Source organism: Paenibacillus sp. FSL K6-2441 (assembly GCF_037964765.1).
In the GTDB taxonomy this organism is placed as follows: domain Bacteria; phylum Bacillota; class Bacilli; order Paenibacillales; family Paenibacillaceae; genus Fontibacillus; species Fontibacillus phoenicis.
This window is the reverse complement of record NZ_CP150174.1, coordinates 1903823-1929213: the sequence shown is the minus strand read 5'-3', so window position 1 is coordinate 1929213 and position 25391 is coordinate 1903823. Positions and strand designations below refer to the sequence as shown.

Annotated in this window: 20 protein-coding genes; 9 read left to right on the top strand and 11 right to left on the bottom strand. The window is 52.9% G+C overall.

The window, feature by feature from the left end; all coding sequences use genetic code 11:
- Nucleotides 1-96: 96 nt before the first annotated feature.
- Complete coding sequence (locus NSQ80_RS08625) at nucleotides 97-1119, bottom strand: aromatic acid exporter family protein (RefSeq protein WP_198136145.1); 1023 nt, start codon at nucleotides 1117-1119, stop codon at nucleotides 97-99.
- 147 nt (nucleotides 1120-1266) lie between these two features.
- On the opposite strand from NSQ80_RS08625, the gene NSQ80_RS08620 reads away from it, so the two are divergent.
- Nucleotides 1267-1809, top strand: coding sequence for a hypothetical protein (locus NSQ80_RS08620; RefSeq protein WP_009222943.1), 543 nt, complete (start codon nucleotides 1267-1269; stop codon nucleotides 1807-1809).
- Between the two features lie 85 nt (nucleotides 1810-1894).
- Here the strand turns inward: NSQ80_RS08620 and NSQ80_RS08615 are convergent, their stop codons facing one another.
- Both NSQ80_RS08615 and NSQ80_RS08610 read right to left on the bottom strand, forming a co-directional pair.
- Complete coding sequence (locus NSQ80_RS08615; RefSeq protein WP_009222942.1) at nucleotides 1895-2971, bottom strand: AI-2E family transporter; 1077 nt, start codon at nucleotides 2969-2971, stop codon at nucleotides 1895-1897.
- Nucleotides 2972-3059: 88 nt separating this feature from the next.
- Nucleotides 3060-4136, bottom strand: a complete 1077-nt coding sequence (locus NSQ80_RS08610) for a lactonase family protein (protein ID WP_232282197.1) — start codon at nucleotides 4134-4136, stop codon at nucleotides 3060-3062.
- Nucleotides 4137-4327: 191 nt separating this feature from the next.
- On the opposite strand from NSQ80_RS08610, the gene NSQ80_RS08605 reads away from it, so the two are divergent.
- Nucleotides 4328-4684: a LytTR family transcriptional regulator DNA-binding domain-containing protein gene (locus NSQ80_RS08605; protein ID WP_009222940.1), complete on the top strand. Its 357-nt coding sequence runs from the start codon at nucleotides 4328-4330 to the stop codon at nucleotides 4682-4684.
- A 99-nt stretch (nucleotides 4685-4783) separates the two neighbouring features.
- Here NSQ80_RS08605 and NSQ80_RS08600 read toward each other — a convergent pair whose 3' ends face one another.
- Both NSQ80_RS08600 and NSQ80_RS08595 read right to left on the bottom strand, forming a co-directional pair.
- Complete coding sequence (locus NSQ80_RS08600; protein WP_009222939.1) at nucleotides 4784-5776, bottom strand: aldose 1-epimerase; 993 nt, start codon at nucleotides 5774-5776, stop codon at nucleotides 4784-4786.
- Between the two features lie 130 nt (nucleotides 5777-5906).
- On the bottom strand, nucleotides 5907-7169 hold the full coding sequence (locus NSQ80_RS08595) for an MFS transporter (protein ID WP_260071712.1): 1263 nt from the start codon (nucleotides 7167-7169) through the stop codon (nucleotides 5907-5909).
- Nucleotides 7170-7274: 105 nt separating this feature from the next.
- On the opposite strand from NSQ80_RS08595, the gene NSQ80_RS08590 reads away from it, so the two are divergent.
- From NSQ80_RS08590 to NSQ80_RS08575, 4 genes are all read left to right on the top strand, one after another.
- Nucleotides 7275-8162, top strand: coding sequence for a C40 family peptidase (locus NSQ80_RS08590; protein WP_009222937.1), 888 nt, complete (start codon nucleotides 7275-7277; stop codon nucleotides 8160-8162).
- Between the two features lie 176 nt (nucleotides 8163-8338).
- A complete protein-coding gene (locus NSQ80_RS08585; protein WP_009222936.1) occupies nucleotides 8339-9256 on the top strand; it encodes a molecular chaperone DnaJ in 918 nt (305 codons plus the stop codon).
- A gap of 100 nt (nucleotides 9257-9356) precedes the next feature.
- The gene (locus NSQ80_RS08580) at nucleotides 9357-10409 is read left to right on the top strand and encodes a LacI family DNA-binding transcriptional regulator (protein ID WP_009222935.1); all 1053 of its coding nucleotides are present in this window, start codon (nucleotides 9357-9359) and stop codon (nucleotides 10407-10409) included.
- A gap of 102 nt (nucleotides 10410-10511) precedes the next feature.
- A complete protein-coding gene (locus NSQ80_RS08575; protein ID WP_339302046.1) occupies nucleotides 10512-12953 on the top strand; it encodes a glycosyl transferase in 2442 nt (813 codons plus the stop codon).
- An 88-nt stretch (nucleotides 12954-13041) separates the two neighbouring features.
- On the opposite strand, the gene NSQ80_RS08570 is transcribed toward NSQ80_RS08575, so the two are convergent.
- Together NSQ80_RS08570 and NSQ80_RS08565 are read right to left on the bottom strand one after the other, a co-directional pair.
- Complete coding sequence (locus NSQ80_RS08570) at nucleotides 13042-14562, bottom strand: DHA2 family efflux MFS transporter permease subunit (protein ID WP_009222933.1); 1521 nt, start codon at nucleotides 14560-14562, stop codon at nucleotides 13042-13044.
- Entirely contained in the window at nucleotides 14552-15004 is a 453-nt protein-coding gene (locus NSQ80_RS08565; protein ID WP_260071716.1) for a MarR family transcriptional regulator, read from the bottom strand. Before NSQ80_RS08565 ends, NSQ80_RS08570 begins: the two co-directional genes overlap by 11 nt.
- Before the next feature lie 249 nt (nucleotides 15005-15253).
- Here NSQ80_RS08565 and NSQ80_RS08560 point away from each other — a divergent pair, with 249 nt between their 5' ends.
- Nucleotides 15254-16504, top strand: a complete 1251-nt coding sequence (locus NSQ80_RS08560; RefSeq protein ID WP_036643720.1) for a HAMP domain-containing methyl-accepting chemotaxis protein — start codon at nucleotides 15254-15256, stop codon at nucleotides 16502-16504.
- 254 nt (nucleotides 16505-16758) lie between these two features.
- On the opposite strand, the gene NSQ80_RS08555 is transcribed toward NSQ80_RS08560, so the two are convergent.
- Nucleotides 16759-18951: an alpha-galactosidase gene (locus NSQ80_RS08555; protein ID WP_339302045.1), complete on the bottom strand. Its 2193-nt coding sequence runs from the start codon at nucleotides 18949-18951 to the stop codon at nucleotides 16759-16761.
- 120 nt (nucleotides 18952-19071) lie between these two features.
- A complete protein-coding gene (locus NSQ80_RS08550; protein ID WP_339302044.1) occupies nucleotides 19072-20484 on the bottom strand; it encodes an MFS transporter in 1413 nt (470 codons plus the stop codon).
- Nucleotides 20485-20619: 135 nt separating this feature from the next.
- Here NSQ80_RS08550 and NSQ80_RS08545 point away from each other — a divergent pair, with 135 nt between their 5' ends.
- Nucleotides 20620-21501, top strand: coding sequence for a LysR family transcriptional regulator (locus NSQ80_RS08545; RefSeq protein ID WP_260071719.1), 882 nt, complete (start codon nucleotides 20620-20622; stop codon nucleotides 21499-21501).
- A gap of 301 nt (nucleotides 21502-21802) precedes the next feature.
- On the opposite strand, the gene NSQ80_RS08540 is transcribed toward NSQ80_RS08545, so the two are convergent.
- Nucleotides 21803-22924: a DUF4349 domain-containing protein gene (locus NSQ80_RS08540; RefSeq protein ID WP_339302043.1), complete on the bottom strand. Its 1122-nt coding sequence runs from the start codon at nucleotides 22922-22924 to the stop codon at nucleotides 21803-21805.
- A 187-nt stretch (nucleotides 22925-23111) separates the two neighbouring features.
- On the bottom strand, nucleotides 23112-24350 hold the full coding sequence (gene fabF, locus NSQ80_RS08535; RefSeq protein ID WP_009222926.1) for a beta-ketoacyl-ACP synthase II: 1239 nt from the start codon (nucleotides 24348-24350) through the stop codon (nucleotides 23112-23114).
- Nucleotides 24351-24496: 146 nt separating this feature from the next.
- Between fabF and NSQ80_RS08530 the strand changes: the two genes are divergently transcribed.
- Nucleotides 24497-25348, top strand: a complete 852-nt coding sequence (locus tag NSQ80_RS08530) for a helix-turn-helix transcriptional regulator (RefSeq protein ID WP_009222925.1) — start codon at nucleotides 24497-24499, stop codon at nucleotides 25346-25348.
- The last annotated feature ends 43 nt before the right edge of the window (nucleotides 25349-25391 follow it).

Below are 25391 nucleotides of genomic sequence, written 5' to 3'. Positions count from 1 at the left end.
ATTGTACCAAGATGAACTTTACTTATCAATCTATGTTTACACGATGAATGACATGAAAGTCCTGCCTTAAAGGCAGGACTTTTTTTGTTATTCCCATTAATCGCCGGTCGCTGCTGTGGAGTGATCTGCCAACCGGTTGAGCCGCTCCAATTGGTGACCGTATTCATACATTTCGGCTGACACAATCGATAAGCGCAGCACGCCTGTGCGCTCGGCTGCATATCGGTCCAGCATCCGCCGCAGGAATTCGTCGTTTTCCGTTTCAAATTGCATCGATTCGCAGTAGCCCGGCTTCAGCTTGTCATCAAACTTCAGCATGACATGCTCGTGGAATTTGGTCAGCTTCTCCAGATGCTCGTCAAATTCTTGATTTAATTCCGGCGTGCGAGCCGCCTGGAAATAATGCTGCTCCACCGCGTTCAGCACCTCAAGCCCTTGGCGAAGCGTGCGCAGCATTTGCTTATACACCACAAGTTGACGATGGTCGCTAAATTTCGGTGCTTTGATTTTCTTCTGATCCTCCTCCATCAGCTTATACTTATCTGCTAATTGGCTGATGGTATCCTCAAGTTTACGCTTATCGGACCGGAACACCGCTTCCTTAATCTCATCGGAAATCGCCGTTCTTAGCAGCAGCGACAGCCGATCAAACGTTTGCCGGACCTGTTGCTCGAACTGTACCTTTGGTTTGGGCGGGAACAAGACGATGTTGATAATAAAAGCTGAAAAAATACCAATTAAGCTCAACAGAAAACGGTTTAACGCAAATTCCCACTGGCCTGACGCCTCCATCACGGACACGACCGTAACCAGTGTAATGCCAATCGTATCCCCCATTTTCAGCTGCAGACAGATCATGATCACTAGAATGCAAACCAGCCCTACGGCGATGGGTTCATTGGAGAAGACCATGCCGCCCAGCATCGCTAACACGGCCCCAAGCGTATTCGTCTGCAGCTGATCGATCAAGTAACGCCAGGAACGATAAATGGTCGGCTGCATGGCAAAAATCGCGGCGATCGCCGCGATCACCGGCGAGGATAATCCCAGTAAAGTACCGGCATATAAAGCCAGTGTAACCGCAACCCCCGTTTTTAGCATTCTTGCGCCAAATGTCACTTCCATTCCCCCTACGTCCCCCAGCACATTCCATTTATTTTAAGCAAAATTTTAACAAATATTAAGGTTCATCTCAGATATCCTGCCTGTTTTTGGTCAAAACTGATAAAGGCAAGGACCAAATAATTCTATACGAAGAGGTGAAAAATGTCCATGTTTATGGAGAACTTGAAACCGATGGCTGGCAAATTGACCCTTGCACTTCTGCTGGCTGCCGGTTCGGCTGCTACGGCGGGCACCGCATATGCGGAAACCGGCGCTCCGGCGGATCAAACGCCGCAGGTGAGTCCAAGTCCGTCGCAGACGGAAACCAAGCCGCATAAGCATCACCCGCACGGCCATTTCCGCGGCGGTCACATCGTCAAAGATACGGCCGAAATGCTGGGAATCGAGCCCAAAGCCCTGGTAGACCAACTGAAGCAAGGCAAGACATTGCTGCAAGTCGTGCAGGCCGAGAAAGGCTGGAGCGAAGAGGAATATCTGAAGAAGCTGACCGAGTCCGCGAACCGGAATATCGACAAAGCGCTGGCTGAGGGCAAAATCGACCAGGAAAAAGCGGACAAAATGAAGTCCAAGCTTCCGGACAAGTTGAAGAAGGTCATCAACCGCAACTGGAAGGACCGGATACCGGGACAGCCTGCAGCGGATTACCAAAATAACAAGGTCAACTGGAGCCATATGGTTCACTAACCCAGGTGAATAACTACGGACAACCGTGAAAAAACCGCTGGGCGGCCTAAAAGGTACGCTCAGCGGTTTTGCATGATCTAACGATTTATTTCTCTTCCGGCGCCCCCGTCTCCACTGCAGGTCCTACCGCTTTATGTGGAGTCCCTCCTACGGGAACCTCAACGATATCCAACAGGAAGATAAAGATCGGTACACCAACGATCAGTCCCCAGACCCCAAGGAAATGCTCAGAGACCAGCAGAATGAGGAAGGTGAAAAAAATCGGCAAATGCGTTTTGTTGGACATGAATTTCGGGTTTAAGAAGTACGTTTCAACTGCATGAACAAGCGCGATCATGATGAGGACATAGACGATTTTGATCAATCCGCCAATTTTAAAAGCGATCGCACACAGCGGAATCAGCGAAATGATAACCCCCATAACTGGAACAAGCCCTAGCAGGAAGATCATGATCGCCAGGGCGATCAGATTCGGAAACCCTAAAATCCATAGGAAAATGGTCGATAATACCGCATTTACCGTTGCAATCAAAAACTGCACTTCAATCACTTTGCCGAAGGACTGAACGAATTTGCGACCGAAGTACTCCAGCTCCTTGAACAACCCTCCGATCCGGCTTTCCCGAAACTGGACGGCAAAGTTCGTGACCTTCTCTTTCTCCAGCAGGAAGAACAAGCTGAGTACGATCGCGATGAACAGATTTAAGCTCCATTCGCCGATATCCGTCAGCGTGCTGAGCAAGAACGTAAACCCGTTGTTAATATATGCCGATAGATCGATATCTTTCAAGTACTCCACGATGTAATTCAAAATCGGGTTATCCGGGAGCACCGGCGGGTTCGAATAGAACGAAATCACCTGGTTGACCAAGTCGGTCAGCTCGGTAAGCAGCACCGGCATATAATAGTAGATGGCGGAACCAAGCAAGGTAATTAGCACGACGTAAATAAACAGCACGGTGACGGTTCGATTGATGCGAATCACCTTGGCTACGTTCCGGCTGATGAAATTGTGCAGCCGATTGATTAAATACGTCAGAATAAACGTAATGAGCAGCATATTCAGCATACTGCGGGCGAAATACAAAACGAGGACGACAAACAGCAGGGCAAGCACCCTGCGGAATCCCGCCATTTGAAACAGTTCCTTAAAAAACGTCATGAGTCACAAACGGCTCCTTCACAGTTACTGGAGGGTATTCCCCTGCGTTAATCTTAAGCGAGCCGTTAAGACTTTGCAAATAAAATAGTTAGAACCATACCGGCTTTACGCAAACCGGCTTGGATACGGATACGGTTCGGCCGGTAAACGTTAAGCGTCCGCTATCGGGATCAACCGTAAAGACAGCCAGCAAGTTGTTATCCCGGTTCGCCGCAATCAGATGTTTACCGTCCGGGGTAAGCGCAAAATGCCGCGGATGACCGCCTTCGCTGGAGACATGTTCAACCAAGGTAAGCCGTCCGCTCTCCGGATCGATTGCAAACTGCACTAAGCTGTCATGGCCGCGATTGGAACCGTACAGATAACGGCCGTCTGCCGAAATGGCTACCTCTGCCGTGGTGTTCTCCCCGGTATAATCAGCAGGCAACGTGGGTACGGTGTCCTGCAAGGCCAGCTCTCCGGTTGTTGCATCATAAGAAAAAAGAGAAATCGAGGAATTCACTTCATTGATGGAATAAAGCCACTGCCCGTTCGGATGGAATGCAAGATGTCGCGGACCAGCCCCCGGCGGCGTAGACGCTTCGCTTCGGTAAACCAGCTGTCCGGATTCAGGTTCAAACGAATAGACGAAAATGCGGTCCAACCCCAAGTCGGCCACCAACGCGTATCGGTTATCCGGGCTGAAAGTAACAGAATGGGGATGCGGACGATCTTGGCGCACCGGATCAGCCCCTTGCCCTTCATGCTGGCGCTCGTCAACCAACTTGCCCACGGTTCCGTCTGCTTGAAGTGCCACAAGGCCAACGTTCCCTCCGTGATACCCCGATACAGCGGCAAATCGACCGCTGCGGTCAAGTTGAATATGCGAGGAGGAAGGGCGAATCGTCACTTCCCGGTTCAATTCACGAAGCTTGCCGCCCGCATCCACATCAAACGCAACAACTTCCCCGATCCGCTCCCCTCCCAAGGTCGTTTCGGAAATCGCGTACACCTTGCGGGAATCTTGATGGATGCCCAGGAATGTGGGGTTCTTTAACCCGGACGCTTGATCCAGGAGACGGAGCTCCCCTGCGTCCAAATCCATTTCATATGTGTAAACTCCGGGATCGCTCGCTTCAGCATACGATCCCACAAATATCAGCAATCGTTGTTGTGAGACTGACAAATGAAATTCCTCCTTCATATGAAGCTTGTTTAAATGATGTCCCCTATATTTTTCCGTAATTCACCCAAAAAGTCCAGTCTCGCCCGGGATAAAGTTAAATTTGAAACTGAAATGAGGCCAGCTACCCAAACCAGATAAAATATGATATACTGTAAGCGCTTCCGAAAGCATCTTCTAAAGGGGGATTTGGAATGATGAACGTCGGACTCGAAGAAAGAGGCGTCTACGAGGATCTTAATCCTTACGAGACGTATTTCTTCAAGATCGGAGCTCACGGACTGGTTTGCTTCCATGGACGGAATTACAGTATTAAACAGAGATTATCCGCCGAACAGACCTCGAAGTTGATCTCAGACCCTCGCTTTTACCGCATCAGCACGAACTGCTATGTGAACCTGACCCAAGTCTCGGAAATTCGCGATAACGTTGTTTGGTTCCGGGATGAACGGCATGGGATCAAGACGATTTCGGTCCCCAGACGTAATCTGGAGCAATTGAAACGGCTGATCCCGTCTCAACGCGGCAAAGTCACTGCCGGAGTGAACTAACCCTCCGCTGAACTGACCTGCCAAGCGGCCAAAGGCAAAAAGCAGCCTGACTCGCACCGTCGTAGACGGCCGGGTCGGCTGCTTTTTCCGTTGTCCCTCTTATTTCACGTATAGACGGGCGCGTTCCTCCCAAATCTCGCCGGGAAGCAGGCTAAACAGACCAATTTCCTCTGCCGGTAAATTCGACTTTGGTGCGTTCACCAGATTGATCTGCGGCTCCGGACAGAAGAAGCCTTCCGTCGCCCCGTTATTCCAAATCATCCATTGCTTGTAGGAGGTCCCTACGTCATACACGAGCGTCTTGCCGAGCTTCGTATCGGTCAGCTCCATCCGGTTTCTGCCGTTTTGCGGTACCGCCGTGTAATGGTTATCCATCGAAGCGAAGAACGGATAGACGCCTTCCCCTTTCATCTGCTCTTCTTCATCTGTCAGCGGCTGGAAGGATCCGGTTGGGAGCATCCGCTCGCTCATTTGCCAACGCTGCCCGATCGTGAGCTTGACCTTGTAATCCTTTGCCGTACTTTCAGGCGCAAACGGTGCATTCACCGCGGTATGGAAGGCTAGCAGACATGGCATCTCTTTGTCGCCGTCATTGCGGATGAACACCTGCTGAGCCAAGCCATCATCGCTCAACGAATATCTCAGCCGCATTGTAAATTTAAAGGGAAGGTACCGATACACCTCGTGGTTCTCGTCAACCGACACTTTGACAGAAACGTAACTTTCCAACGGGGTCTGTCCGAAATCCTCAACCTCCCAGGCCGTCGTATGTAGAAATCCGTGCAAATGGTTGTGAGTTGCGGCCTCGTTCACCGGGAATTGAAGAACTTCATCTTTCCACGGGAATTGTCCGTCTTCATAACGGTTGGGCGGGAACAGCACCGGGATCCCGTGGACGCCGGGATTGCTTTTGAACGCCTCCATCTCCTGTTCACCGGGCTCACGCAAGAAACGGTAACCGCTTTCGACATCGCGGAAAGCGATCAGATTGCCGCCGATTTCCGGCAGCATCACCGCCTCATAACGCCCGGATTTGAGCCAAACTGCTTTTTCTCCTTGATAAGTGCCTTCATAAGCCGTTCTTTGTGCCATGGATGGTAATCTCCCTTCATTGCTTAGCGCTCATCTTGTAATATACCTTAAAGCGCCTCCAAAAGTCACCCCTGTCCATCACAACAGCTTTAGGGTCGCAAATTATCATGTTGTCTCCATCCGCTTTACATCATGCATCGCGCAAGATTTTGCGACCCAAGCTTGCAGCCAAGACGATCATGGACGCCCCAACGAACAGTTGCATGCCAAAGATTTGCGTCCACATCGGCCACGATTCAATCCATTCCAACACCTGCCCGCCGAGCAGCGGACCAAAGAAAGAGGCCACCCCCGTGATCGCCGAATACATCGCCATATACATCGGACGCTCCGATTTGGGCGTGTCGCCAATCATAAAGTTAAAGGCCAGTTGGTTAAATCCGCCGACGCCAACCCCAAATATCATATGGGCCAGGAAGAGCACAGGCAGCACAGGCAACACGGACAGTCCGCCCCAGCATAGAATCGCCAGCGCAATGATCGGTAGCGTCCAGAACAGCAAGCGACGATTGCTGTAACGCGCATTCAGATTCCCCCACACGTAAAAGCTTCCCATCATAAAGACCGTCTGGGTCACATTTAAAAGCGAGATCGTCTGATAATTGATGTGCAGCAGCTCCAACATCACGTACGAGTACAGCGGCACGACAAGGTTCTGCAGCAGCAGGAAGCCGGCCAGAAACAACGTTGCTTTCATAAAGGCTCCGTCCTGGAGCGGTTTACGCAGCATCGGCATAAACTTGCTTTCCGCTGAGCGCTCGAAAGCCGCATCGGGATAGAACATAAACACGATGATGTTGGCGATCGCGCAAATCCAGATCACGATATATAAGTAAAAGAACCCCTGCGCCGCCGGATAATGGTCCAGCACCATCCCACCCAAAAACATCACCAACGTGTTCAGCGCATTAAGAAACGTATTACGGATTCCAAAATATCTTCCCCGTACGCGGGCCGGCACAATATCGCTAATCAGCGAGTTCCACAGCATCGCTCCAACCGTATTAAATATAAACGCCGCGATATATAGAGCGATAAATCCGGCAACCCAATAATGGCGCGGTAAAACAAACGGAACAAGGCCCGTTGCACCCCACAGAATGCGATGCAGCCCAACGAACAGCACCAGCGCCCATTTGCGGCTGGTTAATCGCTGAATGAGAAAAGCAACGGCGATTTGAGCAATATTCACGAAAGTCGTTATCGCCAGGACAAAGCCGATTTGCGCTGAATTCGCCCCGAGATACAGCAGAAATCCCGTCAGGAACTGACCGCCAAGCAACGTTTGGAAGATCGTGGAGGGCACGCCCTCCCAGGTCGCGATCGCCAAGTTGCGGCGCTGGCGGGACGGCTTTCTCGATACAAACGATTTTTGCATAATATTGCTCTTCATTGTTGATGGATGCTCCTTTGATTTCTCTCTCCGAATAGTTCTGTCTCTTTTTTTACATACTTCAAGTGATTCGCTAATCTAAATGAATGGAGTGCTAATGATCTTATGCGGATTTCCTTGAGGTTTGGGATGTTCCTTGTTTGTTTGACCCTGCCGCTGACCATGATCACTTCCTGCGGCCAGCAGGATCGGCTCCGCTCGAATGCTGTCCCTCCATCCGGCAATTCCCCGGTGAGAACAGAAGCCATCACCGAATCCAACGGCACAACCTGGGTGCCGTTAACGCAAGTGGCTCAGAGCCTTGGCCTGCGATTGCAGGAGAACAGTGACAGCGCCAATCTCGGTTATACCGATGTGATGTTTACCGTCCAGCCTAGCCAGAGACATGCGATTTCCTTTGGGCAGCCGATCGCTCTGCCTCAGGCGCCGGTGCGTGAGAACGGTCAGCTCTATATGACGATGGATGCCGTATCCGCCCTGCTGCAAACCAAAGCGAAGATCGATTCCCGCACGGGAAAGCTTAGCTTTGACCGCATTACCCCGGCGGGCGGCAATATTCCACCGCAGACAGGAACGAGCCGGTACGGAGTTCTAGGCGTTGCCGAACATCAGGATGAGATGGTCGCCTATGCCAAGCAGTTTTTAGGCGTACCTTATGAATTTGGCGCCGCACCTTACGAACAGTCCAAAAAATTTGATTGTTCGTCCTTCACCCGTCATGTCTTTAAGAAGTTTGGTCAAGACCTGCCGCGGCTGGCCCGGGATCAAGCCAAAGAAGGCGTGCCGGTGACGCGGGATCAACTGCAAGTGGGAGATTTGATCTTCTTCACGGTCCCCGGCCGGTTTCAATCCGACAAAATTCCCGGCCATGTCGGCATCTATATCGGCGACGGCAAATTTATTCATACCTGGGGTGCTCCCGGAGTTCAAATCAGCCCGCTGGACAGCGGGTATTGGAGCACAGTGATCCTTTCCATGCGCCGGGTCCGTTAGTTTCAACCACCCCAAGGCTTAAAGTAAAGGCCGGGGAACCGCAAGGTTCACCCGGCTTTTTTCCTGCCGATCAGCGATTTCCCTTCGATACAAATACAAAGTATAATGAATGTAGGCATCACTTTCCATATAATATTTATACATTAAAACCTTGATGGATTTAGAGGAGAAAGACGATGGACAACGACAATCTGAAACAGGCTTATGAGGTGCTTGGACTGCCCGAAAACGCTTCCCGCGAAGAACTGGAGAGAGAATTCGACATTTTGCTGCGCAAATCCCGCTCACGCAACCTTGATCCCGGCGAAGCCGAGGAAATCGAGCGTAAGATCCAGGCTTACAAGCGGATCGTGGAGACGGAGGAACAGCGCAAGCTCGCGGAGTTAACCCGCAGGCGTTATGAGAAGTGGGGCAAATTTGCCGGGACCGCTGAGAAGGTTGACGATTTTTTTCGGCTTTATCGCAATTATGTGATCATCGGAATCATTGCCATCGCAGCTATTATTTGGGGGACGAATGCTTATCTTAACCATCTTGAAGAACAAAAACGACTGGCCGCCCTGCCTCCCATCGATCTGTCGATCATCATGGCCGGCAATTATTTGACTGACGACCAGAACGGCGGTGTCGACGCTCTGGAGCAAACGATGACAGCGCAAATTCCCGGATTCCAAAGAGTGGAAATTGAAATGCTGTACTTACCGCCGCAAGGAGAAGCCTTGAGTACCGCGGATATCGCTTATCAGCAAAAAGCGATGGCCGTGATCGCTTCGACAAGTCCGGATATTTATATAACCGATGCGCCTACCTTTGAGTGGTTATCGAATGGCGGCGCTTTTCTCAGCCTCGATGATTTGGTTAACGGTGAATTAAAGGATCTTCTGACGGAAAACAACCTTGTCAAGGATGTATCCGACGAGGACAATACCGAGCATGTGTACGGCATTAAAGTCACCAACAGCACTCTCGTCAAGGAGCTGCCGCTGGGTTATACAGACTTGATTATTTCGCTCCGTGTCGACGCGAAGAACAAAGACAAAGCGATCACGATGATAAAGACCTACTTGGAGAATCTCCCGAAGGCGGCGGAATAGCCGCCATTTTTTCGTGCGTTTTTTCATAATTGATTAATTTCAGGGGATGCTATAAAATAACCCTATAAACGCGCGTTTACGAAAGTGGGGACAAACCTTTATGCGCAGTGAAGACATCGCCAAACTGGCCGGGGTGTCCCGCAGCACCGTATCACGGGTGATCAACAACTATCCGAACGTTCCGGAAGCGACCAGGGCCAAGGTGCTCCGCGTCATTGAGCAGCACCATTACGAGCCGAATAGCTTCGCCCGGGCGCTCGCCGGCAAACGGACGGATACGATCGGCCTGTTCGCCATCAGCATGACAGAGAAAGAAGACACAAGCCGCATCTACCAGAACAGCTACTTTGCCCCGATCGTCGACATGGTCGTCGATACGGCCAATGCCCGCGGATTTTATGTACTGATTCATACCGTTTATTCGCCGGGCGATTTCCAGAAGGTGAAGCAAGCCTTCCTGCAGAAGCGGATTGATGGCGGAATTCTGGTGGGCACGCAGAAGGACATCGAGCTGGTTCGGGAAATGGTGGATCAGGAAGCGCCGTTAGTGCTCGTCGATTATGACATCGCGGAAATCATGACCGAGCGCCTGAACAAAAATCATCTGGCGGTTATCAACTCCAGTGACTATGAAGGCACAGTCCAGGCGATCGAATATTTGATTGAACTTGGGCATCGCGACATCGGCATTTTGAAAGGCAGCATGAATACGTACTCGGGTCGTGAGCGATACTTAGCTTATGAGCACACGCTGCAGAAGCACGGATTGCCGCTGCATGAAGCGTATATCCTTGAGGGCGAATTCCTGAAGGAAAGCGCCTACCGCGAGGCTCAGCGACTGATCGAGCAAGGAAACTGGCCAACGGCCTTATTTTGCGCCAACGACGATATGGCCATCGCTGCGATGGAAGCGTTTGCAAGAAAAGGGATCAGCGTACCGGAGCAAGTGTCGATCATCGGCTTTGACGATGTCGAGTTAGCTTCCCGGGTTACACCGAAGCTGACGACCGTCCGGCTGCCCATCGATGAGATGGCCAAGGCTGCCGTATTCAAAGTGATTGAGCTTTGCGAAGCGGAGCAACCTACCTTCAGCACAGTCAGCTTCCCAACTCGTCTGGTGATCCGGGATTCCTGTCAACCCCCGGCGAAATAACCAAACACCCTACCCTCCTCCCCGATCTTTTAACGATCGCCGGAGGAACCTTTTCTCATCAAAATAAACGCGCGTTCACAAACGAAGGGAGAGTTCCTGTTCATGAAATTTGGAGCATTTGACGATCAGCGTAAAGAGTATGTGATTCATACGCCGCAAACCCCTTACCCTTGGATTAACTACCTTGGCAATGAGCAATTTTTCGGACTCATCTCCAATACCGCCGGCGGTTATACATTCTATCGCGATGCGCGCCTGCGCCGGTTGACCCGCTATCGCTACAACAATATTCCGCTGGATACCGGCGGACGTTACTACTATCTCCGCGACCACGACAACGGCGATTTCTGGACGCCGGGCTGGATGCCGGTCAAACGCGAGCTGGATTTCTACGAATGCCGGCACGGTTTGGGATATACGTCGATCACCGGGGAACGCGGCGGCATTTCGGTCACTCAATTGGCGTTTATTCCGCTGGGCTACAACGGCGAAGTGCATCGCCTGACAGTGAAGAATACGAGTTCCCAGACGAAGAAAGTCTCTCTCTTCTCTTTTGCCGAGTTCTGCCTGTGGAACGCTCAGGACGACATGACCAACTTCCAACGCAACTTGAGCACCGGCGAAGTGGAAGTGCTGGATTCCGTCATCTATCATAAAACGGAATACCGTGAGCGTCGCAATCACTATGCCTTCTATTCCGTGAACCGCGACATCGACGGCTTTGATACGGACCGCGAATCGTTTGTAGGGCTGTATAACGGCTTGCACGAACCGCAGGTCGTTGTAGCCGGCAGAGCTTCCAACTCCGTAGCCAGCGGCTGGTCCCCGATCGGCTCGCATGAAGTGACGCTGAAGCTTGCCCCAGGCGAAACGCAAAGCCTGATCTTTATCCTCGGTTACGTTGAAGTGCCGGAAGAAGAGAAATGGGAATCCCCAGGTGTCATCAACAAAAAACCAGCGCTCGAGATGATCGAGAAATTCGCTACGGACGCCGACGTTGACCGCGCTTTGGCAGATCTTGCTGCGTATTGGGACGGCCTGTTGTCCAAATACCAAATCCAAAGCGGCGACGACAAGCTGAATCGCATGGTAAACATCTGGAATCCGTATCAATGTATGGTGACGTTTAATATGTCCCGTTCGGCTTCGTATTTCGAATCCGGGATCGGCCGCGGCATGGGCTTCCGCGATTCCAACCAGGATTTGCTTGGCTTTGTGCATCAAATCCCGGAACGGGCCCGCGAGCGGATTCTCGACATCGCCGCTACGCAATTTGAGGACGGCAGCGCATATCACCAATATCAACCGCTCACCAAGAAAGGCAATAACGAGATCGGCAGCGGCTTTAACGATGACCCGTTGTGGCTTGTGCTGGGTACAGCGGCTTACATCAAGGAGACCGGCGACATCAGCATTCTGGATGAACAAGTGCCGTTTGATAACAATCCGGACAATACCGCAACGCTGTTCGAGCATTTGAAACGCTCCTTCTACCACGTCGTGCACAACCTGGGGCCGCATGGTCTACCGTTGATCGGCCGCGCAGACTGGAACGATTGCCTCAACCTGAACTGCTTCTCCAAGGAGCCGGGTGAGTCGTTCCAAACTACGGCGAACATCGAAGGCCGCGTAGCTGAGTCCGTATTTATTGCCGGCTTGTTCGTCTTCGTAGGCCCAGACTTCGCTGAAATCTGCCGGATCCGCGGGCTGGAATCCGAGGCGAAGGAAGCGCTGGAGTGGACGGAGAAAATGCGCAAAACGACGCTGGAGCACGGCTTTGACGGCGACTGGTTCCTGCGCGCTTACGATCATTACGGCGAGAAGGTCGGCAGCAAGGAAAACGCCGAAGGCCAAATCTTCATCGAGCCGCAAGGCATGTGCGTCATGGCAGGCATCGGCGTCAAGGAAGGCTTGGCAGCCAAAGCGCTCGCTTCCGTTGAGGAGCGCCTTGATACGAAATACGGGATCGTGCTGCAACAGCCGCCGTATTCGAAGTATTATCTGAACCTGGGCGAAATCTCCAGCTACCCGCCGGGGTACAAAGAGAACGCCGGGATCTTCTGCCATAACAACCCTTGGATCATGATCGCGGAAACCGTATTGGGCCACGGCGATCGGGCGTTTGAAGTATACAAAAAAATCGCCCCGGCTTACCTGGAGGACATCAGCGAAATCCATCGGATGGAGCCGTACGTCTACTCGCAGATGATTGCCGGCAAAGACGCCGTACGTCACGGCGAAGCGAAGAACTCCTGGCTCACCGGGACGGCAGCCTGGAACTACGTAGCAATCACGCAAGCTATTCTTGGCGTGCAAGCTGACTTTAAAGGGCTGAAAGTGGATCCTTGCATTCCGTCGGCATGGGACGGATACGAAATCACCCGCGTCTTCCGGGGGGACACGTACGTCATCCGCGTGAGCAACCCGAATCATGTGGAAAAAGGCGTGGCCAGCATCACGGTGGACGGCCAGCCAATTCAAGGCAACATCATTCCGCCGGTTGGCGACGGCGGCGTTCACCAAGTCGAGGTTGAGCTTGGGTAAGCCCCTGTTCTCAATAAGGTGCGAAAATGAAAAAGGTACAACTGCTCCAATCGAGTGGTTGTACCTTTTCTAATTATGGGAGAACTCACTAAGCCTTCGCAGGTTTCATGCCGGTTTCCTCTTTCCCAGTTCCCTGACCTTCTTTATTTACCTGCACTTTGCGGATAAAGAACGATAAGATGAGAGCCACCAGCGTAATCCCCGTCGCCACGACAAAGGCAAAATCAATCCCGTTGATCGTCGCATCCCGAGTGATCAAGGCGACTTGTTGGGCGTTAGCCGGGTCTTTCGGATTAATTCCGGCCGCGAGAATCATTTCGGCCGCCTTATCCTTGGCACGCGAGGACATGATCGTCACGAGAAGTGCGGTCCCCAATGCTCCCGAGATGGTCCGCAGCGTGTTGGACATCGCGGTGCCATGGGCATTCAGCCGCGCCGGCAGTTGGTTGAGACCGGCCGTCTGAATCGGCATCATTAACATCGACATCCCAAACATCCGTGCGGTGTACATCAAGATGAGATGAGTATACGTCGTATCTACGGTCAAATTGCTGAATTCCCAGGTCGTTACGGTGGTGATGGTCAACCCGATAACCGCCAGCCAGCGAGCGCCAATCCGGTCAAAGATCATCCCGGTAATCGGCGACATAATCCCCATCAAAATTGCCCCCGGCATCAACAGCAGCCCGGATTCCACGGGGGAGAAGCCGCGGATGTTCTGCAGGTAAATCGGCAGCAAGATCATCGCCGCATACAGCGCCATGGTGATCACCACATTGATGATCGTAGTCAGCGAAAACATATCGTAACGGAATACGCGGAACTCCAGCAGCGGCTTATCCGATATCAGTTGACGCCACAGGAACAAGCCCAAGGTGATAACGCCGACAATCAGGCTGACGACAACATCTGTCTCGCCCCAGCTGGTGCTGCCAGCTTCACTAAACCCATACAAGATACCGCCAAAGCCGATTGTCGACAAGATGATCGACAAGACGTCCAGGTTTGGACGGCCAACCTGGGTTACATTTTTCATAAAGATTACGCCAAGAATAATCGAAAGAACCGCAAACGGGAAAATAATCCAGAACAAAACATTCCATGGGTGATGCTCAATGATCCAGCCGGAGAGCGTTGGTCCAACCGCAGGGGCGAAGATCATGGCGATCCCCATCATCCCCATCGCTTGCCCGCGCTTCTCAATCGGAAAGATCGTCAGGAAGACGACGGTCATCAGCGGCATCAGCACACCGGCGCCGGCCGCCTGCACCAGTCTCCCGATGAGCACCATTTCAAAGTTAGAACCGATTCCGCAAATGAATGTGCCCGCCGAGAACAAAACCATGGCGGAAATAAACAGCATCCGTGTCGTAAATCGTTCCATCAAAAAGGCGCTGATCGGAATCAAAACGCCGTTCACCAGCATAAATCCAGTCGTTAACCATTGGATCGTCGTCGCTCCAACGCCCAAGTCGTCCATCATTTTCGGCAGGGCAACGTTCATCAAGGTTTGGTTCAGGAGGGACACAAATGCCCCGATTAATAGCGCCATTACAATCGGCCATCTCTTGAAGTTAACGGCCGGTACAGCAGCAGTATTACTGTTCATAGGTTTCCTCTCTCACTTTCTCTAAGGATGCGATAATTTTGCGGTGGGTTTGCAGCATCTGGTCGATGTCTTCCCCCGCTGCCTCCAGGACCGCCGAGAACGCCCGGGTATATTCGAGGTCCGTCTTCCGATATACCTCCATTCCCTTGTCGGTGATTTGCAAGAACACGGACCTCCGATCGCTGTCCACCCGTCCGCGCTCCACGAGCCCCGCTTTGACCAGACGATCAATCACACCGCTGACCGTGCTGTTCCCCATCCGCATCTGTTCGGCAAGCTCCGTCACCCCGATTTGCGGATGATGATGAATTCGCTTTAAGGCCATGAACTGGATGCCGGTGATGCCGAAGGGCTCGGCTTGTTTGGATAGCAATTGGTAAAAGGCTCTCTTCACCTCGCGGAAGGATTCCACGATCTCATGCATGCGTTGCTTCTGGTCCAAACGGTGCTCATCCTTTAACACTTAGTTCTACTCTTTAATATTTCGTATGCGAAACAATCCATTACTATATTTAACAGAGCATCAAGTTTATTGTCAATATGGGTATCACAAATATTATCAATAGACAAAATTGGATGATTTTCAACCTTCGGATAGCATTTCGCGGAAGATTTCATTCTATACCCCTGACGTGTTGAATGATATAATCATGGTAGAATTCACCTATTACTTAAGGAGGACATGAATCCCATGACATGGTTCAACCGACTTCCCTTATCCGGAAAGATCTCCGCTGCCTGTTATCTTGTGGCCGCGCTCTTTGCCGTACCATCGCTGCTCGCCTTCATCCTGCTGGGACATATCGTCATCGGTATCTTGCTGATCGTCGTGTTGGCAGCGCTTACCTTCCCGCTTTCGCGTTACCTCCAGAAAGCGCTTACGGATTCATTCGATGATATCACCAGCGCTTCGGCCAAAATCGCCAAAGGGGATTTTACCAGTCGAATTTCGGAATCCGGAGGCATGGATGATCTCAGCCGCTCCTTCAACAGCATGGTGGACAAGCTGCGCAAGATCCTCCAGGAAACGTCGGATATCACCCGCAAGGTAATGGATTCCAGCCGGAAGATTTCCGACCGCAATCAGGAGCTGATTGAAGTCATGACCCAAGTCACCCACTCCTCCAACGAGCTGGCTCTTGGTGCCAACGCCATCTCCGAAGATGTCAGCGGCATGAAGGACGCGATTGGCGAGATTGAGCAGAAGGTGAGCAATTACACCGAAGCCTCCCGTGAGATGAATCAGCGTTCCGAAGAAATGATTCAATTGGTAGAGCGTGGACGTGAGTCCGTCTCCCGTCAAGCGAGCGGGATGCGCAAGAACATCGAAGCAACTGAGAAAGTGGCTGAGTCCATCGAGGCTTTGGCGAAAAACGCGCAGGGGATCACCAAAATTACGGCAACCATCTCTGAAATTGCTGAACAGACTAATCTGCTGTCGCTGAACGCTTCGATTGAAGCGGCGCGGGCGGGCGAACATGGAGCCGGGTTTGCCGTGGTTGCCCACGAGGTTCGCAAGCTGGCTGAAGAATCCACCGCCTCAACCAAAGAGGTATTTAATCTAGTTCGCAGCATCGAACAAGACGTGAAGCAAGCTGGACAGAACATTAAAATCAATGAAGAAGTTGTCCGGCAGCAAAGCGAAATGATCCGGGAAGCAGAGCAAATCTTCCAAGAGATCGTGCAAAGCGTGCAGTATATTAGTGAGGAAATCGCCGCATTCGCCAGAGAGAGCGAGGAGATGCTGGAGAGTGCGCAGAACATCTCATCGGCGATTCAGAACATTTCCGCCATCACCGAGGAATCCGCGGCAGGCACGGAACAAGTCTCGGCATCCATGAACGAGCAAATTACCTCGATCCGCGCGATGGCCGAAGAGGCCGAAGCGATGAAAAATGCCGTGTTCCAGCTGCAGAAGACGATACATATCTTCAAGTTTTAATCGAACCACCCACCGCCCAGTCCCTTTTGCATAGGGGCTGGGTTATTTTTCTTTTTTCGATAAGATATGAGGAGTCTAGCGTAAGCACAAATCATTATCCAATGGAGGGATTAGGGATGAAAGTTATCAACTGCTGGAACCGCATCGCCATTTCCACGGGGATGTTCCCCGGCTGCCGTGATGTAGTGAAACCTGCGTAAGCATCATCAAAAAAAGACCTGATGGAGTTAACCTCCCTCAGGTCTTTGCGTTATTTATAACTTCGCTTTCAAGTGAACCATCTTGCTGCTGAAATCGCCGCGCACCGAAGCCATGGACAAGCCAGCGTTCATCAAACGGTCGCCGCCATACACTTCGCCGCTTCCGGCCACCTCGTAATCTTTGGCCGGGTCAAGTCCTTGCAGCTTGACGCTGCGCAGCGGGCCATTAGGTTCCGCAAGGACGCGGAAATAGAACAGCAACGCTTCGCTCTGATCCGGGCTAACGAACATCCACGCCGTCTCATTTCCTTCGAACGGGCTTTGCAGACGGTACAGATCCCCTTGCTGCACCAATCCGCGGATTTCTTTGTAGAGTGCGATCTGGCGTTTGGCCGTCTCCTTCTCTTCTTCCGTAAACCGGGTAAGATCTAATTCGTAGCCAAAATTGCCGGACATGGCCACATCCCCTCGGAACGTCAGCGGGGTCGTCCGCTCTACTTGGTGGTTTGGCACCGCCGAGACGTGCGCGCCCATCGTCGACACCGGATATACGATGCTGGTGCCGTATTGAATTTTCAAGCGCTCCGCCGCATCCGTGTCATCGCTCGTCCAAGTCTGCGGCATGTAGTACAGCATGCCCGGATCAAACCGCCCGCCGCCGCCGGAGCAGCTTTCGAACAAAATCTGCGGGAACTCGCTCGTCAGACGCTCCAAGAGCTCGTAAAGCCCCAACATATAACGGTGGGCGACTTCCCCCTGCCGCTCCGCCGGGCTGACCGCTGAACCAATCTCCGTCATGTTCCGGTTCATGTCCCATTTCACGTACGTAATCGGCACCGTCGAGAAAATGGCACTTAAGCGCTCATACAGATACTGACGCACATCGCTGCGCGACATATCCAGCACCAGCTGGTCGCGGGCTTCTGTCCGCCGCCGCCCCGGAACGTGCAGACACCAGTCGGGATGCGCCCGGTACAGATCGCTGTCCGGGGAGACCATTTCCGGCTCGAACCAAAGGCCGAACTGCAGCCCGGTGTCCTTCACGCGGCGGGCCAGGTCCTTGAGCCCGTCAGGCAGCTTGCGGCGGTCCTCGAACCAGTCGCCTAACGAGCTGTTATCCCGGTCGCGCCGGCCAAACCAACCGTCGTCGAGCACGAACAGCTCGATGCCCAGCTCGCTGCCCGCTTGGGCAATCGCCTCGATCTTGTCCGCGTTGAAATCAAAATACGTCGCTTCCCAGTTATTAACGAGAATTGGCCGCTCCTGATCGCGGAATTGCCCGCGGCAGAGCCGAGTCCGATACAACCGGTGATAGGTTCGGGACATGCCTCCCAGCCCATCAGCAGAATACACAAGCACCGCCTCCGGGGTTTGAAAGCTCTCGCCCGGCTCCAGCTTCCACGTAAAGTCAAAAGGGTTGATCCCGATCTGAACCCGGGTTGTCCCAAACTGCTCAACCTCGGCTTCAGCGGTAAAGCTGCCGCTGTAAACCAAGCTGAAGCCATAAACCTCACCATGCTGCTCCGTCGCATCCGGCCGCAGCAGCGCCAGGAACGGATTCTGCTGGTGGGAGCTCGACCCGCGGCGGCTGCTGATCCCGGTCACCCCCGGTGCGAGCCGTCTGCGCTGCACATGGCGTTCACGAGCCCAAGCGCCGGATAAATACAAGGCGTCGTAAGCCGCGTCCGGGAAATCCACCGAGGCGCTGAGCGCCCGCTCCAGTTGGATCGACTCGCTGCTTCCGTTCGTGAGCCGGGCGGATCTGGCGATGGCGTCAAAATCAGCAAACACTGTATAGCTCAGGACGACGACCAGTCCGGAAACGCGATCTTCCAGCTCCAGCTCCAGCGTTTCTGCCTCATGGTCTTGCTCAACATATACAGCAGGAAGCCCCTTCAGCACCGGCTTACCCGGAACGATCCGGTGGGAGCGATACGTCAGTTCGGTTGCCCGGGTACCGTTCGCAAGCCGCACCTGATATGCCGGGCTCCGGAAGTCACTTGTTCCGTATTGCGGATATTCCTGTGGGAGAGAATCCAGCGAAATCGACTTATCCTCCGGGATCGGGTTCGGACTAAACGAAGCGCGTTCCTGGAAGGTCAGCAGCTGATCGAGGTTGCTGCCATGGCGCAGCTTGGCCCCGAAATAAGCATGGGCAGGATACCCGTGAACCAATTGAATCAAGTAACTTGTATTGCGGGACTGCAAATGGAAAAGGCCTTTCGCTTCATCGAAAAAGATAGGCATTCTCGATCCTCCTGGTAGGTTCTCATCTAAATTGGACTAGCGTTCATCTTCTTCCATTCTACTATCAACCCCAGGAGGAGTAACGAGAATAAAGTGATCTTCTATATGGATATTTGTGATTTATTCATGCTTTGCCACACGGATTCCGTCACTCAGCAAAGACTTCGTCGCACCTCCAAATTGCCGAGCATAATAACGGTAGAACAGCAGGATGCCGATATGCAGCAGCGCCAAAACCAGAGCGACATTGGAATACACGGCGGAACCCTCAAATGGATTTAGCGGATTCCAATGGGACGTCGCTCCGAAATCCACAGCTTTGCCGTAAAGGCTGATCGCGACCGTGCCGGACAAAAAGCTCAGCATGGACAGCATCCCCATGCCTACCCCTGTCTGCTCCTTCGGCAAGGTGCGGGATATCGTGTTCGACAACGCTAACTGCATGAACATCTGTCCCACATTCCCAAGAATCAGAATCGCGGCAACCCAACCCGCCGATGCCCCGGACACCCCGGAGTAAAGCAAGAAGCAACTAATGAGCAACGACGACGCCAGATAAAACACAAAGGCATTGCCCTTGGTGTCCGCCAGCCTGCCTCCTTTGCGGCCAAGGATGGCCGATGCGGCAGCTCCCGGCACCATCGCAAATCCAATCCAGCCAGCAGGAAGCCGGTTCACCTCAGCCAGCAGCTGCGGCGTGAGAAACGGCAGCGCATACCCGATCCCCATAACCAGCACCGACAGCAGGAGACCAAACGAATAGCTTTTATTCCGAAAAAGCCGCGGATTCACAAACGGCTGCTGGGCACGTAGAATGCGCCAAACAAACAGCAGAAACCCGATGAAGCTGCCCAAATACAACTCCCATCCCCCATAGGTCACCCCAAGCAACAACAGGGTAACTGTACCGGCAAGCAAGCCTCCGCCAAGCCAGTCGATTTGGACGGATTGAAGCGGTTCATCGCTGAGGTACTTCCGATAAAACGGCAACGTCACCAGCATCAGCATCGGCACGCAGAATAACCATCTCCAGTCGACCACACTCACTAGCAGCGCGGAGACGACAGGCCCAAGCACACCGCCGATCGCAAGTCCTGTAGCGGTAATTCCGAGCGCGTATCCGCGACGTCCGGCCGGGAAATACCGCACCGGAATAATCATCGCCGCAGCAGGCACTACAGAGGCTCCCGCAGATTGCAGCGTACGGCCCAGCAAGACCATCCAATACGCCTGCGCCGAAAGTCCAATGAGCGAACCTACGCAGAACAGAAGAAATCCAAACGTCAGCAGCTTTTTCAACGAAAAAGCATCGGCCAATTTCCCATAGATCACCGCACCGATGGCATAAATCAGTCCATAAATCGTTGTTACCCAGCTGACCTGAGTCACGGACAAGCCAAATTCCTCTTTCATATCCGGAAGTACGATATTAAAAAGCGTGGCGCCCATGGATGACAAAGTCATCGTAAACGCCAAAATGTGGATCAGCTTCTCACTCGCAGCAGACGTACCGGTAGAAACAGCATTTTTCATCGCAATCTCCTCCTATCGATCTCCTCACAAGTTATTGTATGATTGAATAATAATAATGAAAAAAATATATTAAATTATAGATTCATAAACTTAAGGTTATCGATTCAGAGTAAATCTAAAGGAGTTGGCATCGACATGGAGATGCTGCAATTGGAATATTTTCGCACTGTCGCTCGTTTGGAGCATATGACCCGTGCTGCCCAAGAGCTGCATATTGCCCAGCCTGCGCTCAGCAAGACGATCTCCAGGCTTGAGGAGGACCTGGGGGTCCCGCTGTTTGATCGGCAAAATCGTCAAATTCGGCTCAACGCCTTTGGCAAAGCCTTCTTGAAAAAAGTAGAGGCCGCGCTGGATGTCCTGGAGGAGGGGCGCCGTGAGGTGGCGGATCTGGCGGGAATGGAGCGCGGCAGCATTCATTTGGCCACCAATACGCTGGGGCGGATTACGTCCGCACTGAGGGCTTTTCGCGAAGTCTATCCGGAGGTCAACTTCCGGATTCTCCAGACGTCCCCCGCATCCGCTGCGGAGATGATTCAGCTGCTGGAGTCCGGCGAGGTGGATCTGTGCTTCACCGCTTCCTCACTGGATTATCCCGGGGTGTGTGAACAGCCGGTGCTGAATGCCGAAGTCTTCTTAGCTGTACCGCCCGGCCACCGGCTGGCAGATAGAGAAAACATCCGCCTCGAAGACGTGGCGGACGAATCTTTCATTGAATATAAAACGGGGCATCCGTTTCACAAAATCAACGAGTCGTTTTGCCATGCCGCCGGCTTCCGTCCGCGCATCGTGTGCGAGGTCGATGAACCCAGCGCGTTGGGCAGCCTCGTTCAAGCCGGATTAGGCGTTGCCTTCATGCCGGCCTGCCGGAAGGATGAACGCCCAGCCTACCCGATGCTGCGAATCGAAAGCCCGGATTGCCGGCGGGTCTACTCCGTTGCTTGGCTGGAACGCCGTTATTTGTCTGAAGCGGCGCGGCGCTTCCGTGAGTTTTTAAGCGAATACTTCAGTGAGGCTTAAATCTTGTGATTACCGGTTGCTGCTGAGCGGCGTCCGCTTCAGCATATAGGCGCCGGCCAACGCCACGGTTGCTAGCGGCAAATACTTGATGTCTCTCAGGAGTTATAGATAATCTCTCAGCATCCATCTTCAAACCTTTCACTTCCGCGTTTTGTTCCGTTATCTTAACATAGAACGAAATTGAATTCGTTTAAGTTTAGTTTAAGATGAAGTAAATTGGATCCAGTCCCACACAAAAAAATAAGCGCTAAGGACTTTTTTTCCTTGGGCTTACTTTTTTATTCGTTTCTTGAATTTAATGTTACTCCGGGTGATCCACATGACCCACATCCTCTTGTTTTTCCTCTGTACTGGAGGTAGGCATCGTTTCCCGTTGCGGCGAGGTCGCTTTGGAAGCCTTAAGCTCAGCACGGCGGCGTTCGCGCTGCTCCCGGTTCTTCCGGCGCTTGATCCAGATCGGGATGACGATAAGGGCGGCAATGACAAGCGGCGGCAGCGCCCCTGCTGCGAATACGACAAGCCACTGGAAGAAGAGCGACAAGACGTCGATGCTGCCGGTCAAGGCTTTTTTCATCCGTTCCAGCAAGGGCGTATCATCGCTGGATGCCGCTGTCAGCTTCGACGGATCCGGCTGGAAGACGCGGATATCAATCGTTGAATAGGACACATTGCTGTCGAGGTACCGCATTCTCCCTTTAATTTGCTCGATCTCCGTTTGAATCCGCTCCAGCTCATTAACGTATTCAACCAGTTGCTTGGTCTGGGTCGCTTCCTCGACGAATTTCAGGTACCGTGCTTCCATCGCTTGTTTGACCTTTAATCGGGATTCCAGATCAACATACTCCTCCGAGACATCCTGTCCTTGGATGTTCCGCTGCAATGACTCGGGCTTTAATCCCTCCAGCCGGTCCAGGAACGAGGAGAAGCCAGCCGCCGGTACTTTGAGTACAAAGTTGCCGCCAAGCTCGTGCTGCGATTGGTTCTCGGAAAATTCTACGATGTAGCCGCCCGCCAGCGTCACCAGATTGCGGATCTCCGATTGTGCCTTGGCGTAGTCCTTCACTTCCATCACGACGTGTGCCTGGTAGATCAGCTTGCGGTTGAGCCCGGCATCGGTACTAGCTTGCTGAAGTCCCGACGTGGAGTTCACCGCCTCGCTGTCGTTCCCCACATTCCCAGCCGCCGCTGAATCCGGTGCGACAGAGCCGGTCGCGGGTGCTGTGGCCACATCAGTTGCAGTCTCAGCAGCGCCTGCTCCATCCATTTCGGTTTCCGCCCAGCTGCTTGCTTGATTCATCGCTTCTTTAGAAGCCGACGAATTCGAGGCAACGTCATTGCTTGCACTCCCGCAACCGCTAAGCAGCAGAGGCAGAAGCATAATGATAACGCCCCAAACCGTTATCTTTTTTCCCCTTTTCCCCATCAATATGCCCCCCCTGTGGTTTCAGATTTCAAGACTTCCGCACGATGCCGGCTTTGTCGGATTCATCTGTATTTCATCCTGCGGCGTCCCTTACCTATCCTAACGCGTAAGGGCTACCTAATGTTGCCTGACCTGTGAAATAAAAATAAACCGTCCCGCATCGACGGGACGGTTGGTTGGGTTGAACCTATTCCTCATATTTACGCACGACGATCACGGCGTTATGTCCGCCGAATCCAAATGAGTTGGATAACCCGATCTTAAGCTCGGCCCGGCGCGCCTCATTGGGCACGTTATCGAGATCACATTCCGGATCGGGGTTCATCAGATTGATCGTCGGCGGGATGATGCCTTCCTTCAGCGTTTGGACCAGGGCGATAGCTTCCGCGCCGCCAGCCGCACCAAACATATGGCCGGTCATCGATTTGTTAGCCGTAATCGGAATGCGATGGGCGTATTTGCCAAACGCCTTTTTGATCCCCTTCGTCTCCCCAAGATCGCCGACCGGGGTGCTTGTCGCATGGGCGCTGATCACATCAACCTGCTCCGGCGTGATCCCCGCCGAGACGAGCGCTCGTCTCATCGCCAGATAGGCGCCTGCGCCTTCGGGATGCGAAGCGACCACGTGGTAGGCATCGGAGCTTGCACCGTAGCCGATCAACTCGCCGTGAATGCGTGCTCCCCGGCGTAATGCGTGCGACAGCGACTCGAGTACCACGATCCCGGCGCCTTCGCCCATCACGAAGCCATCGCGGTCCGCGTCAAACGGCCGGCTGGCTTGCTCCGGAGCTTCGTTCCGCTTGGAGAGCGCGGTTGCATTGCCAAAGCTGGCCAGCGCAAGCGGATGCACCGCCGCTTCGGTTCCGCCGGCGATCATCACATCGGCTTCGCCGCTGCGGATCAGCCGGAACGCCTCGCCGATCGACGAATTGCCGATCGAGCAAGCCGTAACCGGAGACAGCGTCTCGCCTAACGCGCCGAAACGGATGCTGATCTGAGCAGCCGCCATATTGGAGATCATCATCGGCACCAGACTCGGGCTCACCCGGTTAGGTCCGCGATTTTCGAGCACTTTAACGTTTTCCGCCAACGTTTCAATCCCGCCGATGCCCGAGCCGACATACACGCCAAAGCGCTCGCGGTCGATCAGCTCCGGATTGAGATCGGCGTCCTGAACTGCCTGTTCTGCGGCGAACAACGCGTATTGGCAGAAGAGATCCATTTTGCGGGCTTCCTTTCGCCCGAAGATTGCCTCGCCGTCAAACCCTCGAACCTGCCCGGCGATCTTGGTGCTAAAATCCGTAACGTCAAAACGTTCGATCTGCGATATCCCGGAGCGTCCTTCTTTTAACCCTTGCCAAAATGTATCTACATCATTGCCCAGCGGGGATACAATACCCATTCCGGTAATAACCACTCGTTCCATAAAACATCCTCCTTTAGGCATTTCATATGCAGGAAGTACAATCTGTCGTAATCTATTGTAGCTGCAGATTATCCTATTACAAGTTTTTAGTTATCCTAGTATAATGGGTAACATATTAAGCCATGATTCAGGGAGGATCTCCGCGGATGAGCACGGAACCGAGATTAGAAGCCTTATCGAAATTTTTAAAAACGCAACGCGCCAAGCTGCATCCCCATACCGTAGGCCTTCCGGCAGGCTCCCGCCGGCGAACGCCCGGCCTGCGCCGCGAGGAGGTCGCCCAGCTCGCCGGGGTGAGCACGACATGGTATACCTGGCTGGAACAAGGCCGGGATATCAAGGTATCCTCCTCCGTTCTGGACGCGATCGCCGGAGCGCTTAGACTAAACGCCGACGAACGCAAGTACCTGTTTGACTTGGCGTCCGACAGCGGCTTTCATCCCGATTGGGTTGAGAAGGAGCCGGTAATTACCCCGTCGCTCCATAAAATTTTGCAAGAGCTGAAATATTGCCCGACGATCATCTCCGACCGCCACTGCCATATCGTAGGCTGGAATCCTGCCGCTGCCCAGGTGTTTGTGGACTTCGAGCAAATCCCAGAGCAGGATCGCAACTTGATCTACCTGCTGTTCGCCAAGAAAGAACTGCGCAGCCTGGCCGTGAACTGGCCTCATTTCGTCAGGGGGTTCCTGGCTATCTTTCGCGCGTATTACGGACAATACGTTGCCGACCCTTGGTATTCACAATTTATCGACCGGATGTCACGGCAATACCCGGATTTCCAAGAGCTATGGAACCAGAGTGAGGTCAGCGCGGCTCCGGAGGTCATGATCGAATTCCGCCATGCCAAAGCCGGCAAAATGCTGTTTAATTTAACCTCACTTCAGGTTCAGGGGGATGCCGATTTGCGCTGCAGCGTGTATACCCCAATCGAAGGAACCGCAACCGAATCGAAGCTTAAGAAATTGCTAGAAGATACCTTTAAGAATGAGTATTGACAAACCGTGAAGAAATTCGTAATGTGGTTCATAGTGTGATAGT

Excerpts from the sequence above, each read along its gene's own strand:
- NSQ80_RS08620 (WP_009222943.1), top strand. The coding sequence starts at position 1,267 with ATGTCCATGTTTATGGAGAACTTGAAACCGATGGCTGGCAAATTGACC.
- NSQ80_RS08615 (WP_009222942.1), bottom strand. The coding sequence starts at position 2,971 with ATGACGTTTTTTAAGGAACTGTTTCAAATGGCGGGATTCCGCAGGGTG.
- NSQ80_RS08605 (WP_009222940.1), top strand. The coding sequence starts at position 4,328 with ATGATGAACGTCGGACTCGAAGAAAGAGGCGTCTACGAGGATCTTAAT.
- NSQ80_RS08600 (WP_009222939.1), bottom strand. The coding sequence starts at position 5,776 with ATGGCACAAAGAACGGCTTATGAAGGCACTTATCAAGGAGAAAAAGCA.
- NSQ80_RS08595 (WP_260071712.1), bottom strand. The coding sequence starts at position 7,169 with ATGAAGAGCAATATTATGCAAAAATCGTTTGTATCGAGAAAGCCGTCC.
- NSQ80_RS08590 (WP_009222937.1), top strand. The coding sequence starts at position 7,275 with ATGCGGATTTCCTTGAGGTTTGGGATGTTCCTTGTTTGTTTGACCCTG.
- NSQ80_RS08585 (WP_009222936.1), top strand. The coding sequence starts at position 8,339 with ATGGACAACGACAATCTGAAACAGGCTTATGAGGTGCTTGGACTGCCC.
- NSQ80_RS08580 (WP_009222935.1), top strand. The coding sequence starts at position 9,357 with ATGCGCAGTGAAGACATCGCCAAACTGGCCGGGGTGTCCCGCAGCACC.
- NSQ80_RS08575 (WP_339302046.1), top strand. The coding sequence starts at position 10,512 with ATGAAATTTGGAGCATTTGACGATCAGCGTAAAGAGTATGTGATTCAT.
- NSQ80_RS08570 (WP_009222933.1), bottom strand. The coding sequence starts at position 14,562 with ATGAACAGTAATACTGCTGCTGTACCGGCCGTTAACTTCAAGAGATGG.
- NSQ80_RS08560 (WP_036643720.1), top strand. The coding sequence starts at position 15,254 with ATGACATGGTTCAACCGACTTCCCTTATCCGGAAAGATCTCCGCTGCC.
- NSQ80_RS08555 (WP_339302045.1), bottom strand. The coding sequence starts at position 18,951 with ATGCCTATCTTTTTCGATGAAGCGAAAGGCCTTTTCCATTTGCAGTCC.
- NSQ80_RS08550 (WP_339302044.1), bottom strand. The coding sequence starts at position 20,484 with ATGAAAAATGCTGTTTCTACCGGTACGTCTGCTGCGAGTGAGAAGCTG.
- NSQ80_RS08545 (WP_260071719.1), top strand. The coding sequence starts at position 20,620 with ATGGAGATGCTGCAATTGGAATATTTTCGCACTGTCGCTCGTTTGGAG.
- NSQ80_RS08540 (WP_339302043.1), bottom strand. The coding sequence starts at position 22,924 with ATGGGGAAAAGGGGAAAAAAGATAACGGTTTGGGGCGTTATCATTATG.
- fabF (WP_009222926.1), bottom strand. The coding sequence starts at position 24,350 with ATGGAACGAGTGGTTATTACCGGAATGGGTATTGTATCCCCGCTGGGC.
- NSQ80_RS08530 (WP_009222925.1), top strand. The coding sequence starts at position 24,497 with ATGAGCACGGAACCGAGATTAGAAGCCTTATCGAAATTTTTAAAAACG.